The sequence below is a fragment of the Pseudoalteromonas sp. MBR-15 genome (assembly GCF_053628915.1).
Genome location: NZ_JBRJHH010000007.1, coordinates 95,436 through 112,130 on the forward strand (window position 1 = coordinate 95,436; position 16,695 = coordinate 112,130).

A 16,695-nucleotide genomic window follows, 5' to 3' on the forward strand; every position below is an offset into this window, starting at 1 on the left:
CGATTAACACGACGGATTTGACAAGCGAAGAACTGAAAAGAGAGTACTTCCAAAAGTGTGTACAAATCCGTGTACAAACTAAAAGAATTTATACATGGCAAACCAAGATTTTCTCAATGAAATCAATAAGCGAAGGACCTTTGCTATCATCTCGCACCCGGATGCGGGTAAAACCACCATTACAGAAAAAGTGCTGTTATTCGGACAAGCAATCCAAAAAGCAGGTACCGTAAAAGGTCGTGGCTCAAACCAGCACGCTAAATCTGACTGGATGGAAATGGAAAAAGAACGTGGTATCTCGGTAACTACGTCAGTAATGCAGTTTCCCTATAACCAGCGTTTGGTAAACCTTCTTGATACACCAGGACACGAAGATTTCTCTGAAGATACATACCGTACTTTGACCGCAGTTGACTCGTGTTTAATGGTTATCGATGCGGCAAAAGGTGTTGAGGATCGCACACGTAAATTAATGGAAGTAACGCGCTTACGTACCACGCCAATCGTTACCTTTATGAATAAGTGTGACCGTGATATTCGTGATCCTATGGAGTTATTAGACGAAGTAGAAACCGAACTAAACATTGCATGTGCACCAGTAACATGGCCGATTGGCTGTGGTAAAGAATTCAAAGGTGTTTACCATATTCACCGCGAAGAAACGATTTTATATAGCACCGGCCAAGGCCACACTATTCAGGAAGTTCGTACAATTAAGGGCTTAGATAACCCTGAGCTAGATGCAACCATCGGCAGCGAACTAGCAGAGCAATTACGTGAAGAACTTGAGCTGGTAATGGGTGCATCGCACGAGTTTGACTTAGACCTCTTTTTAGCGGGCGAACTCTCACCTGTTTACTTCGGTACGGCGCTAGGTAACTTTGGTGTTGACCATGTACTTGATGGCTTAACTGAGTGGGCTCCGTCACCATTACCACGCGAAACAGAAGATCGCCAAGTGCTTGCAACAGAAGAAAACTTCACTGGTTTCGTATTCAAAATTCAAGCGAATATGGACCCTAAACACCGTGACCGCATTGCTTTCATGCGTATCGTATCAGGCAAATACAGCCAAGGTATGAAGATGAATCACGTTCGTATTGGCAAGCAAGTGAGCATTTCTGATGCGGTAACCTTTATGGCCGGCGACCGCGAACGTGCGCAGGATGCTTATGCGGGCGATATTATTGGTTTACATAACCACGGTACGATTCAAATTGGTGATACTTTTACCCAAGGTGAAAAGTTGAAGTTTAGCGGTATTCCTAACTTCGCGCCTGAATTATTCCGTCGTATTCGTCTAAAAGATCCTCTTAAGCAAAAGCAGTTATTAAAAGGCTTAGTGCAGTTATCAGAAGAAGGGGCGGTGCAAGTATTTAGACCACTTATTAACAACGACCTTATCGTTGGCGCTGTTGGTGTACTACAGTTTGATGTGGTTGTTGCACGCTTAAAAGCAGAATACAACGTAGATGCTATTTATGAAGGGGTCAGTGTTAATACTGCACGCTGGGTAAGTTCAGACGATACTAAAAAGTTTGAAGAGTTTAAACGCAAGTGCGAAAGCAACTTAGCGCTAGATGGGGGGGATAACCTTACTTACATCGCGCCAAGTCGTGTAAACCTAAACTTATCAATGGAACGTTATCCTGATATTAAGTTTAACCATACACGCGAAAACTAAGCTTACACAGGCACATATTTTAAGTGCCCGCATGGCGGGCAATAAAGGTAAAAATTACAATGAACATCCGTACTCTTTTAATTGAAAAAGCCGTTGCAGCCATGGTTGCAGCAGGACTACCCGAAGACACGAACCCCGCGGTAACACAAAGTACACGCCCGCAGTTTGGTGATTACCAAATCAATGGCGCGATGGGAGCGGCTAAAAAGCTAAAATCAAACCCACGCGAACTGGCACAAAAAATTATCGATAACCTAGACCTTGCTGATATCGCAGAAAAAACAGAAATTGCAGGCCCAGGTTTCATCAACATTCACTTAAAGCCTGAATTTTTATCAACAAGCTTAAAAGCAGCGAATGAAGATGAAAAGCTCGCGGTTTCACCGCATGCAACCGCGCAAAAAGTTGTGGTTGATTACTCATCACCCAACCTTGCGAAAGAAATGCACGTTGGCCATTTACGTTCTACGATCATTGGCGATGCCGTTGTTCGTGCGCTTGAGTTCCGTGGTGATGATGTTATTCGTCAAAACCACATGGGAGACTGGGGTACGCAGTTTGGTATGTTGATTGCGCACTTAGAAGACCAAATTAGCCAAGGTGTCGACTTAGACAAAGTGGCTCTGGCAGATTTAGAAACCTTCTACCGCGATGCGAAAAAACGGTTTGATGATGAAGAAGGCTTTGCCGATAAAGCCCGTGACTACGTGGTTAAATTACAAGGTGGCGATGCGCACTGTGAAAAGCTGTGGAAGCTATTCATTGCCACGTCAGTGAAGCACTCTGAAGAAGTGTATAAGCGCTTAAATGTTACGCTTAAACAAGACGATATCATGGCTGAAAGTGCTTACAACAGTGAGCTTGCCAATATCATCGCTTTATTAAAAGACAAGCACATTGCTGTTGAGTCTAATGGCGCACAAGTTGTGTTCCTAGACGAGCTTGCTAATAAAGACGGTGAACCTTCAGTATTTATCGTGCAAAAATCAGGCGGCGGTTTCTTATACGCGACAACTGACTTAGCAGCGTGTGATTACCGCTCAAACAAACTTGGTGCTGACCGTATCTTAATTTTTGTTGATGCGCGTCAAAGCTTACACTTTAACCAAGTTGAGCTAACTGCACGTAAAGCTGGTTTGTTACGTGATGAAACTAGTTACGAGTTTTGCCCATTCGGCACCATGATGGGTGAAGATGGCAAGCCATTCAAAACTCGTACGGGTGGCACCGTTAAACTAGCTGACTTACTTGAAGAGTCAATCACGCGTGCAGCAGCAAAGCTTGCAGAGCGTGAGTCTGATCTAAGCGACGAAGAGCGTAGTGAAATTGCCCGTAAAGTAGGGATTGGCGCAGTAAAATATGCGGATCTTTCAAAGCACCGCACCAGCGACTATATCTTCAATTGGGATACGATGTTGAGTTTCGAAGGCGCAACTGCACCTTATCTTCAATATGCGTATACGCGTGTTCGCAGTATTTTCCGCAAGTCAGGTATTGATGCCGCTTCATTAACAGCAGACGTTGCTATCAACGAGCCGCAAGAAAAAGCACTTGCGCTAAAACTTCTCCAATTAGAAGAAGTACTCGACCTGATGATCAGCGAAGCAACACCACACGTACTATGTGGATACCTATACGAACTTGCAAGCCTATACATGACGTTCTACGAAGCGTGCCCAGTACTTAAAGACGGTGTAGAACCAAGTGTACGTGATAGCCGTTTAGTGCTGTGTAATTTGGTTGCGAAGACGCTTGAAAAAGGGTTGGATTTGTTAGGTATCGAAGTTATGGAGCAAATGTAATCTGCTTCGTGTAGTTCGCTTTAGCTGCGTTAATGAGTTTATTTAGCCTAAGTCACATACAAAAACGTATGCTCCTTGGTATAAATAAGCTCATTGCCTTGCTAGCACTCCTACACTTGCAGATAACGTATGTTACCGCCTTCGTAGGTTGGGTAGAGCGCAGCGACACCCAACAAAAATTGACAAGATATAAATGTTGCTTAATTTTTAGCTGATAGCTTACTGTGATAGAAGGAATTTTTAAATGAAACTTGAAGATATTCGCCGTGAATATTTACAGGATGGTTTATCTGAAGACATGCTTGATGCATCGCCTATCAAGCAGTTTGAAAAATGGCTTGAGCAGGCTGTGGCAACTAACTTGCCAGATCCGACGGCAATGGTGGTGGCAACGGTTGATGAGCATGGTCAGCCTTCGCAGCGCATCGTTTTGCTAAAGCACCTTGATGAAAACGGCTTCGTGTTTTTTACCAACACGGGCTCACGCAAAGCGCAAGAGCTTAAAGGGAACAACAAAATTTCCTTACACTTTCCTTGGCACCATATGGAGCGTCAAGTAATTGTGTATGGTGAAACAAAACCATTACCAACGACAGCAGTGGCAAAGTACTTTTTATCGCGTCCTAAGGAAAGCCAGCTTGCAGCTTGGGCGTCTGCGCAAAGTCGCCCTGTCTCGTCTCGTAAAGTGCTAATGGAAACCTTTGCTAAAATGAAGCAAAAGTTTTCTGATGGTGAAATTCCTCTCCCTGATTTTTGGGGAGGGTATTGTGTAGAGCCGACTAAAGTTGAATTTTGGCAAGGCGGTGCACACCGTTTGCATGACCGCTTTATGTATCAGCGCAACGCTGACGGCAGTTGGCAATTCGGTCGTTTAAATCCATAAATGCGTTTTATTGATTCCCATTGTCACCTCGATTTTAGCGAGTTTGATGAGAATCGCGACGCGCTTATCGACGCGTGTCAAAACGCAGGGATCGCACACTTTGTTGTGCCGGGTATTAGCTTGGCACAATCGACCCAATTGCTTTGCTTTTTACAATCGTATCCAAGCGTATCAATTGCACTAGGCTTACACCCTTATTTTTTATCACAGCATCAACCCCATCATCTAAGCGAGCTAGAGCAGCTTGCTAAAATCCATGCGAATGAACTTGTTGCGATTGGTGAATGCGGGCTTGATCGCAGTATTGATAATCTTGATAAACAAATTGCGTTATTTGAAGGGCAAATTGAGCTTGCTAACCAATTGGCACTCCCGCTGATAGTTCATCACCGACAAAGCCATGATCTCATTGCGCGTTCATTCAAGCGATGCAAGCCTAAATATGGCGGAGTAATTCATGCATTTTCCGGCTCTCAGCAACAAGCAAACAGCTATATTAAGCAAGGTTTTAAACTCGGGGTGGGTGGGGTGATAAGTTACCCTCGAGCTGAAAAAACACGCCAAGTGATAAGTAATATTGCCCCCCAGCATTTAGTGCTTGAGACCGATGCGCCCTCAATGCCACTTGCAGGCTTTCAAGGGCAAATCAATACGCCACTAAAAATACGAGAGGTGTTTACTCACCTATGTGAGCTAAAAGGTGTCTCGGGTACTGAAAAGCAATCGTTAGCTGATGCGCTTTATGACTCTTGCTCAGCACTTTTTTTGATATAACGATTTACCTGCCAGCGCTTTAATCCTCGGCCTAGTTGCCATGTAAAAATACAGGTAATAACCAACATGAGTAAGACCTGTCTGCCTAAATCATGAAAACTGCTGTGGCTGGTTGCAATTGACGCTTGTGTTAAATAAGTGATGGTTACAAAGCCTATCGGACGCTCATCATCGCTTATTACAGGCTCGACAAAGGGGGTTTTGAGTTTACTTATTCCCGGAGTCGAGTCTGGTAAAAGTCCAAATGTGTGGTGGCTTTGCCAGTTATCACTGGCGGCAATTTGGATCCCTTGTTGGTCATAAACGATGGCTGCTAAAACATACTCGTCTTCTGCTATGTTATTACACAGTGCATTTAATGCGGGCTTATTTTTTTCTTCGAGCGGGGTCTGCGCATTAAGCGCCATAAATTTTGTTAGGCTTGTCGCGGTACTGTTAGCACTGTCATAAAGTAGTTGATGGCTTTGAAAGCTACTATTAACGGCAACCCAACTAAGCAACACAAAACAGGCCGCAGCTAGGCTTAATCGCACGATGCGTTGGCGATAAGTAGCCGAAAATGGAGTTTTAAGTTGGTTATTTTTCATAGTCACCGTATACGCTGCTGACAGCTTTTACAATTGATGGTACAACTAAACCAGTATAATAACCTTATTAGTTCATTGATTGCGAGTAGCAAATACACGCACAACAACAGACATAAGTCTAACGTGGAGCCACTATGTCACAGCTTAGCTTAGCTGCTACACCTACAGCAAATTTAACAGGTCAAATAACACTAAATTGCTGGTATAAAATTGAAAATAAACACCTAATTGCGACAGATATTTTACCCAAAGCACATCAAGGCGTACTGAGCGTGGCGTTTGGCGGTGAACTCAGTGCTGACCATTTACTGGCTCTGACAGCATTTTTAAGCTCGCACGGCTTCACAAATTTAACCGTGTGTTGTTATCAGCCTATTGAATCTATGCCCTCAGCGTGGTGTGTTCATAGCGACTCAACATCACCACTCAGTCCATCCGTATTAACCGCCTTTGCCAATCAGCATGGCTTGCAATTGGTGCAGTTAACGAATCCACCCACCGTGAATGAGCCCGGTTTATTACTCATGGACATGGATTCAACAGCGATTACGATAGAATGTATTGATGAAATTGCACGTTTAGCCGATGTGTATGATGAAGTGGCCGCTGTCACTGCGCAAGCCATGGCTGGGCAGCTTGATTTTGCACAAAGCTTAAAACAGCGTGTTGCAAAGCTTGAAGGCATTGATGTTGATTTAATCGATGATTTAAAATCGCGTTTACCCTTGATGCCTGGTGTGAATGAGCTCTGCCAATACCTTAAAAAGTATGACTGGCATCTTGCCATTGCCTCGGGTGGTTTTGTGCCATTTGCTGAGCAAGTACAATCGCTTATTGGTTTAGATGAAGTACATGCTAATACACTTGAGTTTAAAGATAACCGGCTAACGGGTAAGGTCATAGGCACGATTGTTGATGCAGAAGAAAAAGCGCGAGTGCTTAAGCGAATCGCAGAAAAACTAGCGCTTAATACCCGTCAAACTGTTGCCATGGGTGATGGGGCTAATGACTTAAAAATGATGGCTGCAGCAGGGCTTGGCGTGGCTGTTCATGGAAAACCGAAAGTTGTTGAGCAAGCACAAACAGCCATTAATGAAGGCTCGTTACTTCAAGTCAGTTACTTGCTCACAATTCCATTAGATTACACGCTTTAACCACGTTTTCTTGCGCTTATTCATTTCGATTTTGAGTGTTTCATCAATATCAAAATGCGTAAGCGCTTCATCACTAATATCAATTAAATCACCCACACCTGCCACGGCCCACAGCGCTTCTTCAAGATCTTTCGCTTTATGTAAGGCATACTGACTTATATATTTGAGTTCGTTTGATAAATAATCAATATCAGGGCGCCCTGTACGTGATACATATAAACGAAACACAAACATGAGGTCATTTCTCAGCGCTTTTTTTACAAACAAAGTCTGGGGTTTGTAGTCATCTTCACTAATGCACCGACTCGTAATCGCGTCGCTGATTGAAGGTTGGCGAGGGTCAAAACGAATAAATAAGGTAAAAGCAAGCGGCGGGTCTTGGCGGCTACGATCTTTTATGAGTGGTGTAATGACTTCGGTGATTTGCTGCGTTGATAAAATCCCTTCAATACTGGTGTTTTCGTTTAAGAGCGCAAAGTTTTGCAGTAATACATGTAATGGGCTCGGATATAAACCCTGACCAATTGCACCGGCTTTAAAATGCGCTGCTTCTTTGTGTAAATAGAACGGAAATTGGCAAACACTTTTGGTTACCATATTTCTGAGTGCCGTTGAAAGGCCCGGTATTTTAGGCGACTCTTCACACACCCTTAACTTATCTTTATTGTTTTCAATCAGTACCGTAAAGAACTTAATCGCCATATGTGGTAAGTCTGTAATACGGTGAACTTTTAGATTAACCGTGGTGAGTGACTTACTAATCGCCATGACTTCGTAAGCAAGGCTCGATAAATCATGTTTTTTGGTAATTTTTTGTAAATCAGGCAAGCTAATATTAATTATGTCGCCTTTTTTAAACTCAACAGGTTTATCACACTCGATTTGTAATCCCATAACTGACAAGTCGCGGGTATGGCCTGTGATAATCTGCTCGTGATGATTTATGGCGATAGCTGTCTTGTATAAATAGCGCTTGTGCGCTCTTAAATTGACATACTCAAGGGCTACGGGCTCAAGGTGTGGCGGTGTTTTATGTTTGCTATGGCCAAATTGTTTTAGTTGATTAACCGCGCTTTTATCAAACGTTAATTGTTTATAAGAGAGCTGCTCATAGGGCGTACCAACGGCCGTTAAGATCAGTAAATATTTAACGTCTTTGATCAACCCTTGCACGCGAGGTGAGGGCGGTTTGTTCAACTTTTCAATGTCTTTCCCTGCACTACTTGGCAGTGACAACGGAATATACGAATCTTCAGGGTGACTTGGCATCAATTGCAACTTAAAACATTGCCAGCTGTCTTTTTGACTACCAAACCCTAAAAATAAATTTTTAAGCTGAGGCTGGCTTTCAAGCTCACTACGCGTGGCAGAGTAGTAATACACTTTACCAGCAACAACATGCGTGAAAGTATACAGGTACTCTTCTTTTACTGCCTCTGGTGAGCTTAATAAGTGGCCTATACGTTGTTGGTTAATAATACTGTATAAGCAAGACAGCTTGCGCTCGTCACAAAAATAACGCTGAATAAAAATATTATTTTCAGTTGTTAAGGCAAGGCTTGGGTATAGCTTGTCACCTTGTAAGCTTAAAAAGGTATAAAGGGAGGTCACACGCGGAATGTAGTATTGTTCATAGCCTTTTGACACAACCGCATCGAGCGTATTGTCTAGGTTAACTTTATAACGACGCTTATTGCCGTGGATAAAGCTTTCTAAAAACTCATCAAACTTTTCGTTGTTTTCAATAAAGGTGCGTTTTAGGCGAACATGATTGTATTCGCGTGATACTTTTTCAATCGCGACGACTTCGTACTGAATTCCGTTTTTTAAACCTAACTCAAAATCTTGTTCAAGGCCGACTAGGCGCAGGCCTATAAGTTGACCTTTTTTTAACTTATAGCGTGGCGCGAGCTTTATCTTTGCACCACTGAGTGAGATATCAGATGTTGTTGCGGCTACTTTGCTGTCTTTATCAAACTCAACAGTGATTTTGATAGAGTAATTCATCCGCTCTTCACGACGGCTTTCGTAGGAGGCAAATTTTATCACTTTGGCTGATAACTGACTGTCGTTATCGTCTTCAGTAAGAGCTTGTTCGGCCGCTTTCTTTTGCATGACACGATGGTTGTTTTCAGTGTTCATCACCGCTTCATAGACAGCAAGGGTGTAACCGCCATGGCGTTTAATAGCCTGTTCAAACACTTCGATGGCAGTATCGTCCATAAAGTGCTGTTTACCTTCGTATTCGTATGGTTTTACTTGACCCGTTACTTGCCCACGTAAATCAATAAACCGTGCAACAGGCTGAGATAAACGCGACATCTCCATTTTGATCAAGAACTGCTCAGGCTTAGTTAAGCCCGCTGTTTTTGATTTAAACAGTTTGTCGAATTTTGGGGTGCCTAAATACGCCTTTAGCTCTTCAACTAGGCTTTCATATTTAAGCAGAATGTCTTCAGCCATTTATAAAACCATCAACGTCTATTAAAAAAAGTAGGTATACTAGTCGGCAATTACGCAGTAAAAACACAAACAGTAGTCACTTTTTTATTTTATTAATTATTGTTATAAGTATTTGCCAAATAAATGGCAAGCACTGTTAAGTTTTATTTGTAAGCAAAAACTATGCCCTAAAGCGGTTCTTTATTTAACAGTGTGTTGAATAAAGAGCTGAAGTAAGAGGTTTTAGTTACAACGAGTTATCTTTTTGTGATTATAAACTTACTATACATTAATTGTGTTAAGTGTCAGTTTTTAATAACAAGTTAGTCACAAATTAGCGACCTAAATAGGTAAGGCCGAATGGCAAAATCAGCAAAAATCGAATTTGTCTGCACAGAGTGCGGCATGAACTATCAGCGCTGGCAAGGACAGTGTAAGTGCGGTGCATGGAACACGCTAGCAGAATTTAAGCCCTCAGCCGGACAGTCAAAACAAGCGGCAAGCCGTGCCGTGGTTGCAGGCTACGCAGGCGGTGTTGGCGGCGGCTCAAAAAAAATTAATGAAGTCGAAACCGCCGAAGCAGAAAAACGCTTAACCGACATTGGTGAGTTAGACCGTGTATTAAGTGGCGGTGTGACCACCGGTTCCGTAAATATTATTTCGGGCGATCCAGGGGCTGGAAAAACGACATTATTGTCAGATTTAATTGCCCGCATGTCGAAAGTGATGCCGTCACTTTATTGTACGGCAGAAGAGTCATTATCGCAGTTTAAAAACCGTGTAAACCGACTGCGTTTAGATTATAACCCTGATGAGCTTTATTTACTGTCAGAAACCAGCGTTGAAGCAATTATTGAAGAACTTGATAAGAACAAGATTAAGTTTGCGGTGATCGATTCAATTCAAGCGGTTGTGACAGAAGCCGCTAATGGCAGCCCAGGCTCTCCTTCACAAGTTAAAAGTGCAGCACAAGCACTCACTCAATATTGTAAGCAAAATGACGTCACCATGTTCATTATTGCTCACGTTAATAAAAACAACGAAATCGCAGGCCCGCAAACCTTAGTGCATATTGTTGATGCGCTGCTGCATATTGATACCAACGATGGGCAAATTCGTACCTTACGTGCCAATAAAAACCGTTTTGGCGATATTGATACCGTCGGTATTTTTAGAATGTGTGAGCGCGGTATGCTCAGTGTTGACAACCCAAGCGAAATATTTTTATCGGGGTCAAGCACCGAATCGCCGGGATCGGCTATTACATGTATTCGTAAAGGTAATCGTAATTTATTGTTAGAGATTCAGTGCTTAACCACAGAAACCGAGGCTGAGTTTCCGCAGCGAGTGTGTGTTGGCTTAAATATGAATCGTATCAAAATGCTCACGGGAATTTTGCGTAAACACACCAAGACTAAAATCTTTCATGACACGTTTTTTAATATTGTCGGTGGCCTAAAAATTGATGAGTCTGAAACCTGTATCGACTTAGCATTAGTTACGGCATTGTTGAGTAGTTTGAATGAATTTGTTGTGCCAAGAACCACCTGTATTATGGGCGAATTAAGCTTAAATGGTGACGTTAGGCCCATCGACAGTGGGGTGCCGCGAGTAAAAGAAGCCGCTCAGCATGGTTTCACTGAAATTTTTATTCCATATCGTAACTACCATAAATCAATGGAAGGATTGGGCGCAAAAATTACACCTGTTAAAACAGTGCATGAGTTACTGTCTTTAATAAACTAGTTGTAATTTGATAGACTATAAAAAACACCAATCAAAGGAAATAAAATGAAAAAGTTAGTAATTGCAGCCGTTGTTGCTGCAGCTGTAGGTGGCGTCGTTTACGCAAACTATACAGCAACACAGGAAGTGAAAAAGGTTGTTGATAAGCAACTAAGCGCTTTATCAAGCCAAAGTGGTGTAGATATCACTTACAGCGATATTTCAGCAAGTGTGTTCAGTAGCAGCATGCAGTTGTCTGGTATAAATGTGCAAAGCATTGAAGGCGATGAAACCATTGCCACTATCGACAATATAGAAGTGACGGGTTACGAAGTTGATGCGATCCCACCCCACACGGGCTTCGTGATGACAAATTTCCGCTTTAGTGATGAGTTTTTATCGCAACTTCCAGACAGTGCGAATAATAAGCTTGCCGCAACGAGTTACAACGTGAATTCATCGCTTGATTACAACAAAGAGTCAGGTGATAGCAAGTTTGCGCTTAACGTGAAGGCAAACGAAGTGGCTGATGTACGTTTTAATCTTGGTTTAGCAAATTCAACGGCGTTGATGGAAGCATCTTTATCAATCAGCCAAGCACAAAATGCTGCGAATGGGGCTGAGCTCACTTTAGAGCAACAACTACAGCAACAATCAAAAATGATGGCGGCAATGAGCCAATTAGAGCCGCGCAGTATCGAGCTTGAAATCAACGACGACGGTGAACTTAAAACTGTTGTCGAAAGCTTCTTAAAAGCGCAAGGCATGACACTTGATGACCTTGAGCAAGTGGTGGCAATGCAATTACAACAAGCTCCTGTAAGTGCGGAGTTAGACACTGCGATTAAAAACTTTGCCAGTGGTTTATCAAAATTGTCTTTATCGGCACGCCTACCTGAAGGCAAGTCGATGATGCAAATCAACCAGCAAATCATGATGCTGGTTGGTCAGCCTGAAGAGCTTGCGAAATTTATTAATTTAAAAGCCAGTGGTGAATAACCCGCTGACCGCAGCCGTGCGTTAGCTGCAATAACCTTAAAGTGTTCAACTCTCTAGTTTGCTCACTTTAAGGTTGTTTTTTACATGCCTGACACCCTGACTGTGTTCTAAGAACTTTTGTGCCAGCGCACGTTGAAACCCCGTTTCCGTTGAACCTAATAATTCAATCGTATCGCCATTTACAATAACCTGTAAGTTTTCAATTTTAAAATTGCGGTTATTCGTTAGTTTCTTTAAAGCCACTTGCTGTAATCGCGGTTGCGCCGAAGTACTGGTTGTTAAAACATGGGTGTTGGCACTGACTTGTGTGGCGCAAGCCAATAAAAAAAGACAGCTAAATAAGGTTACGACAACAGATAATTTGAAACGGCTCATACAATTCCCTCGCAATAATGACAGATTGAACTCTGTATGAACAATTACAAATTCTGTTCCAATTTTAGTTTGTTGATATTTATGGATTTTATTTGTTTTTAAAGAAACTGTATGTGAAGTAATTACACATAGTTCAGTAAAAAAGACACGGCAAATAACAGCGATAAAAATGCCGAAACAGGCTCGGCATTTTTATTAACAAGGCATATTAAGCACGCACTACTTTTTCTTTTTTGGTTTTGCCTTTTTCTTCGCTTTGATCTTTGCTGGATCTTTTTTCTTTTTAGAAGGGATTTTTGCTTCTTTGTGTTGCGGCTCTATCCCTTTGATTACTCGGCGCTTTAGTTTTTGTTCGATGTAACGCTCAACTTTGCCTAAAATGGCAACGTCATGCGCTTCGATAAATGAAATCGCGATTCCTTTTTTGCCTGCACGACCAGTACGTCCAATACGGTGAACGTATATATCTGCGGTGCGAGGCATATCAAAGTTAATCACATGGCTGATATCTGCCACGTCAATACCACGGGCAGCCACATCGGTTGCTACCAATATTTTATTGCGGCCAGAATGGAAGTTCTCCATTGCTTTCATGCGTTTATCTTGTGGCATTTCACCACGTAACCAAGCAACGCGCAGTCCTTCGTTATTTAACGCACCAATTAATGATTCTAGGCGTTCACGGGTCTTAACGAACACTATCGCTTTATGGATATCATCGCCGTTTAAGATATCGACTAACATTTTAAGCTTATGGTTGTAGTCGTCGGCTAAGTGAACCCACTGGTGGATCTTTGCTTTTTCTTTACGCGACGATTCTGCTTCTAGTAACGCAGGATCATTTAAAATACGCTCAGCGAAAAGCTCAACACTGTCACCTTCAAGTGTGGCTGAAAATAGAAAACATTGACGACGATTTCTGGCTTCATCACAAATACGCAGCATTTCTTTACGAAAGCCCATATCGAGCATGCGGTCGGCTTCGTCTAGAATAAGCATTTCGACATTTTCAGCATGGAAATTCTCGGTTTCGAGGTATTCCATTAAGCGCCCAGGTGTCGCAATAAGAATGTCGTTATTGTTCTCAAAAATTTCTTTGTGCGTTCCATAGTTAATGCCGCCCGTCACGACACCTATTTTAAGGTGTGTTTGCTCAGCAAGCTGTTCACAATGCTCATGGATTTGATAAGCAAGCTCGCGAGTAGGAGTCATGATAAGTACTCGGGCAAAACCAGGGTCACGACGAGGGAAATCAAGCAAGTATTGAATAGCTGGGATCAAAAACGCGGCTGTTTTACCGGTACCTGTGGGTGCAGATGCCAAAATATCGCGCCCTTGTAATGCTTCAGGGATCGCTTGTTGTTGAATGCTGGTTGGCGTATCAAAACCCATTTTATTAATGGCATTTAACAGCTTGTTATCGATATCAAATTCAGAAAATTGCATAGAGTGACATAAATAGAGGACAATTGGCGTTAATTATACGCGCTATCCAGCTGTTGGTGAATGAAAAGGTGAAAAAATGTCAGGTTTTGTGTTTAAACAGTTTTCGATAGGGCAAACTCACACTGCAATGAAAGTTTCAACAGATGGGATTTTGTTGGGGGCATGGGCACATGTAAGCGATGCTGCACGAATTGTTGATATTGGCACAGGCACCGGGTTGCTTGCTTTAATGGCAAAACAACGTGCGCCGAAGGCGGTTGTTAACGCTATCGAAATAGAGGCTAACGCGTGTATTGATGCTCGCGCTAATTTTGCTAATAGCCCTTGGCCTGACATTATGCTTTATCAAGGGGCTGTGCAGTCTTTTAAAGCAGCAACCCCCTTTGATGCAATTATCACTAATCCACCTTATTTCAATGCCAGCCTTAAAGGCGATAATGCAGCACGCAATACAGCGCGCCACACCGATGGGTTGAGTTTTAGCGAATTAATCAAAGCGTGTAGTGCGCTGAGTCATGCACATACTCTGCTCAATGTGATACTGCCTTGTCCTGAGGCCGAGCAATTTATTGCCATTGCAGAGCAAGAAGGCTGGTATTTAAACCACTTGTGTTTAGTTAAAACAACCGAGAAAAAAGCACCCAGTCGCAGTTTAATGTTATTTAGTCAGGTTGCAGCCCCTTTAACGACAACACATTTAACGATTCATGCAAACAGTGGCGCGTACAGTGCTGAATATAGTGCGCTATGCAAGGACTTTTATTTGAAAATGTGACGCATACCAGCCATTAATAGTCCGTCATCACTTTACTCTAAAAGGTCGTATTTGCTATTCACTGATGCTCGCTTGTAGACCATCTTCGCTTACTAATAATGTATAAGAGTGTCCATATGAGGCATGACAAATGGCAACTGATTCATCAACACGCTTACCTTCATCATTCAGACGAGAGACTTTAATATCATCTGCGCAGTCATCAGTGTGATACCACGTACTTAATTGATTTTGATATAGGTTAACTATTTGATTCTCTATTTTTAAGCGAATGTTTTCGGTGGCAAGAAAGCGGACGGCAAAAAAGCCCTCTTTGTTACTTTGAATCTGTTTTATGAGCGTTAAACGCAGCTTTTCTTCACTTTGCCAGGCGACAAAATAGTAAGGCTGGTCGTTGTCCACTTGATACATTTGCTCTGCGAAGTTGCTCGCTTTACTGTGATCTTCTACATAAAATGAAATACGGCGTCGTTCATTGTGAAGGTGTGTTATATCAACAGGTAATGAACCTGATGCGATCGTGTCTACATAATATTGCGCATCACTGACTTCTCTTGCGTTACCAAACAGATCGGTATTTGCCATGGAGTAGTCAACCTCTAAGGCGGTGGTGTTTATCAGTGTATACTTGTTCTCATACATCTGATTGCCAAAATCATGACTTTCCTCGACTTCTAACTCATCACACCCTACAAGCAACGTTGTTGCAAAGAGTAAAAATAGCGCATTTTTCATTGTTTATCCTTTTACTAATGAAGCTGCCGTATGGTTCCAATTCGCAAAAAATGCTTAATTATTTTGAGGGATTAAACCGGTTGCAACCTGTTTTAAAGATTGCTGATTTACGACTGCATGGATGCAGAGCAATGCAGGAGCAATCCAGGAGCAGTTACCTAGAGCAACTAAATAACGAAACCTTTGCCTTGTTTTCAACGAGGTTTTATCGCCCCAAAATAGCGCACTTAATTAAGCGAATTGGTATGGCATATTGATGCGTTGATTGTACCTCTATTTTGCACTTAATTGCACGGGAGGTTGCAGCTGCATTACTTCATCAAGTTGAATTTGTTGAACATGCTCAAGCTCAAGCAAGGCGTCTAAGACTGCTTTTGTGTGCTGTTTTTCTATTTCAGCACTGCAAAAATTAATGATACTAAAACGGCGTTTTATCAATAAGCCATCGATATCAGGTAAAGGATCTTTGGTTTCTATTAGCACGCGTGTGGCAGGGCAGGGGTCGGCATACCCAGAGCGCATTAATTTGTTTAAGTTAAATAAATTATCGTCGAGTTTTCCAAGCTCTACGGCGGTTTTAGCGCTATGCGGAATAAATAATGACTCACCAAAGCGGTTTGTTTTAATCTCGCCATCAGCTTTAATAGGGGTGACTTGATTATTGTCGAAGCTGACAATATCTCCGGTAAGTAACGTATATTGACTCATTGTGTTCCCTCGCAATGTGTTGTCTTTTTCTGATCATAGCAAAATGGTGTGTTTTACCAAGCCCTGATATAGTAATAAGGCCTTAAATTTTATGCGAGTATTTTATGTTACGACTCACAATCGCTTTATCAGCCCTATTATTTTCTCAATTAAGCGTCGCTGCAATGAGCCCTGTCGGGCTTTGGAAAACCATTGATGAGGAAACCAATGAAGCTAAATCTTTGGTACGCATTCGTGAGCAAAACGGTGTACTTATTGGTGAAGTTGAAAAAATTCTTAACCCAGCCAAACAAGATGCAATATGTGATGCATGTAAAGGCGATAAAAAAAATAAGCCAATTTTGGGAATGGCCATTATCGATGGCGCGAAAGAAGCGGGCGATGGCAGTTGGCAAAACGGTGAAATTCTTGACCCCAACAATGGCAAAACCTACACCTTAAAGCTCACCCCTAAAGAACAGGGAAAAGTGCTTGAAGTACGCGGTTATATCGCCTTTTTCTACCGCAACCAATACTGGCAGCGTGTTGAATAGCCTGACATTAAAACGCCAAGCAATGCTTGGCGTTTTAATAAATGGGTTATGCAGCAATTCACTTAATTAGGGA

Annotated in this window: 15 protein-coding genes; 9 read left to right on the forward strand and 6 right to left on the reverse strand. The window is 42.3% G+C overall.

What is annotated here, in order from left to right; genetic code table 11:
* The first annotated feature begins 94 nt into the window (after positions 1-94).
* The 4 genes from prfC (at position 95) to ACSSVW_RS11250 (ending at position 5,143) form a co-directional block, all read left to right on the forward strand.
* Positions 95-1,684, forward strand: a complete 1,590-nt coding sequence (gene prfC / locus ACSSVW_RS11235; RefSeq protein ID WP_074989440.1) for a peptide chain release factor 3 — start codon at positions 95-97, stop codon at positions 1,682-1,684.
* Between the two features lie 59 nt (positions 1,685-1,743).
* Positions 1,744-3,486 (forward strand): arginine--tRNA ligase, encoded by a 1,743-nt coding sequence (gene argS, locus ACSSVW_RS11240; RefSeq protein WP_036970597.1) that lies wholly within the window; start codon positions 1,744-1,746, stop codon positions 3,484-3,486.
* A gap of 244 nt (positions 3,487-3,730) precedes the next feature.
* Positions 3,731-4,369: a pyridoxamine 5'-phosphate oxidase gene (gene pdxH / locus ACSSVW_RS11245; RefSeq protein WP_454179355.1), complete on the forward strand. Its 639-nt coding sequence runs from the start codon at positions 3,731-3,733 to the stop codon at positions 4,367-4,369.
* On the forward strand, positions 4,370-5,143 hold the full coding sequence (locus ACSSVW_RS11250; RefSeq protein ID WP_454179356.1) for a TatD family hydrolase: 774 nt from the start codon (positions 4,370-4,372) through the stop codon (positions 5,141-5,143). It abuts the gene before it with no gap.
* On the opposite strand, the gene ACSSVW_RS11255 is transcribed toward ACSSVW_RS11250, so the two are convergent.
* Positions 5,110-5,730: an AhpA/YtjB family protein gene (locus ACSSVW_RS11255; RefSeq protein ID WP_036970587.1), complete on the reverse strand. Its 621-nt coding sequence runs from the start codon at positions 5,728-5,730 to the stop codon at positions 5,110-5,112. The two genes, ACSSVW_RS11250 and ACSSVW_RS11255, sit on opposite strands and share 34 nt — an antisense overlap.
* Positions 5,731-5,864: 134 nt before the next feature.
* On the opposite strand from ACSSVW_RS11255, the gene serB reads away from it, so the two are divergent.
* On the forward strand, positions 5,865-6,884 hold the full coding sequence (gene serB, locus ACSSVW_RS11260) for a phosphoserine phosphatase SerB (protein ID WP_036970584.1): 1,020 nt from the start codon (positions 5,865-5,867) through the stop codon (positions 6,882-6,884).
* Here the strand turns inward: serB and ACSSVW_RS11265 are convergent.
* Complete coding sequence (locus tag ACSSVW_RS11265) at positions 6,867-9,347, reverse strand: PilZ domain-containing protein (RefSeq protein WP_036970583.1); 2,481 nt, start codon at positions 9,345-9,347, stop codon at positions 6,867-6,869. The two genes, serB and ACSSVW_RS11265, sit on opposite strands and share 18 nt — an antisense overlap.
* Positions 9,348-9,686: 339 nt before the next feature.
* Here ACSSVW_RS11265 and radA point away from each other — a divergent pair, with 339 nt between their 5' ends.
* Entirely contained in the window at positions 9,687-11,072 is a 1,386-nt protein-coding gene (radA, locus tag ACSSVW_RS11270) for a DNA repair protein RadA (RefSeq protein ID WP_036970582.1), read from the forward strand.
* 45 nt (positions 11,073-11,117) lie between these two features.
* Positions 11,118-12,050 (forward strand): hypothetical protein, encoded by a 933-nt coding sequence (locus ACSSVW_RS11275; protein ID WP_036970580.1) that lies wholly within the window; start codon positions 11,118-11,120, stop codon positions 12,048-12,050.
* A 45-nt stretch (positions 12,051-12,095) separates the two neighbouring features.
* Here the strand turns inward: ACSSVW_RS11275 and ACSSVW_RS11280 are convergent, their stop codons facing one another.
* Both ACSSVW_RS11280 and srmB read right to left on the reverse strand, forming a co-directional pair.
* Complete coding sequence (locus ACSSVW_RS11280) at positions 12,096-12,425, reverse strand: BON domain-containing protein (protein ID WP_074989443.1); 330 nt, start codon at positions 12,423-12,425, stop codon at positions 12,096-12,098.
* A gap of 219 nt (positions 12,426-12,644) precedes the next feature.
* Positions 12,645-13,871, reverse strand: coding sequence for an ATP-dependent RNA helicase SrmB (srmB, locus tag ACSSVW_RS11285; RefSeq protein WP_036970576.1), 1,227 nt, complete (start codon positions 13,869-13,871; stop codon positions 12,645-12,647).
* Between the two features lie 76 nt (positions 13,872-13,947).
* Between srmB and ACSSVW_RS11290 the strand changes: the two genes are divergently transcribed.
* Positions 13,948-14,646, forward strand: coding sequence for a tRNA1(Val) (adenine(37)-N6)-methyltransferase (locus ACSSVW_RS11290; protein WP_065978439.1), 699 nt, complete (start codon positions 13,948-13,950; stop codon positions 14,644-14,646).
* Positions 14,647-14,700: 54 nt separating this feature from the next.
* Here the strand turns inward: ACSSVW_RS11290 and ACSSVW_RS11295 are convergent, their stop codons facing one another.
* Positions 14,701-15,381: a hypothetical protein gene (locus ACSSVW_RS11295; protein ID WP_454179357.1), complete on the reverse strand. Its 681-nt coding sequence runs from the start codon at positions 15,379-15,381 to the stop codon at positions 14,701-14,703.
* A gap of 273 nt (positions 15,382-15,654) precedes the next feature.
* A complete protein-coding gene (locus ACSSVW_RS11300; protein WP_454179358.1) occupies positions 15,655-16,089 on the reverse strand; it encodes a hypothetical protein in 435 nt (144 codons plus the stop codon).
* Positions 16,090-16,193: 104 nt separating this feature from the next.
* On the opposite strand from ACSSVW_RS11300, the gene ACSSVW_RS11305 reads away from it, so the two are divergent.
* A complete protein-coding gene (locus ACSSVW_RS11305; RefSeq protein WP_454179359.1) occupies positions 16,194-16,622 on the forward strand; it encodes a DUF2147 domain-containing protein in 429 nt (142 codons plus the stop codon).
* The last annotated feature ends 73 nt before the right edge of the window (positions 16,623-16,695 follow it).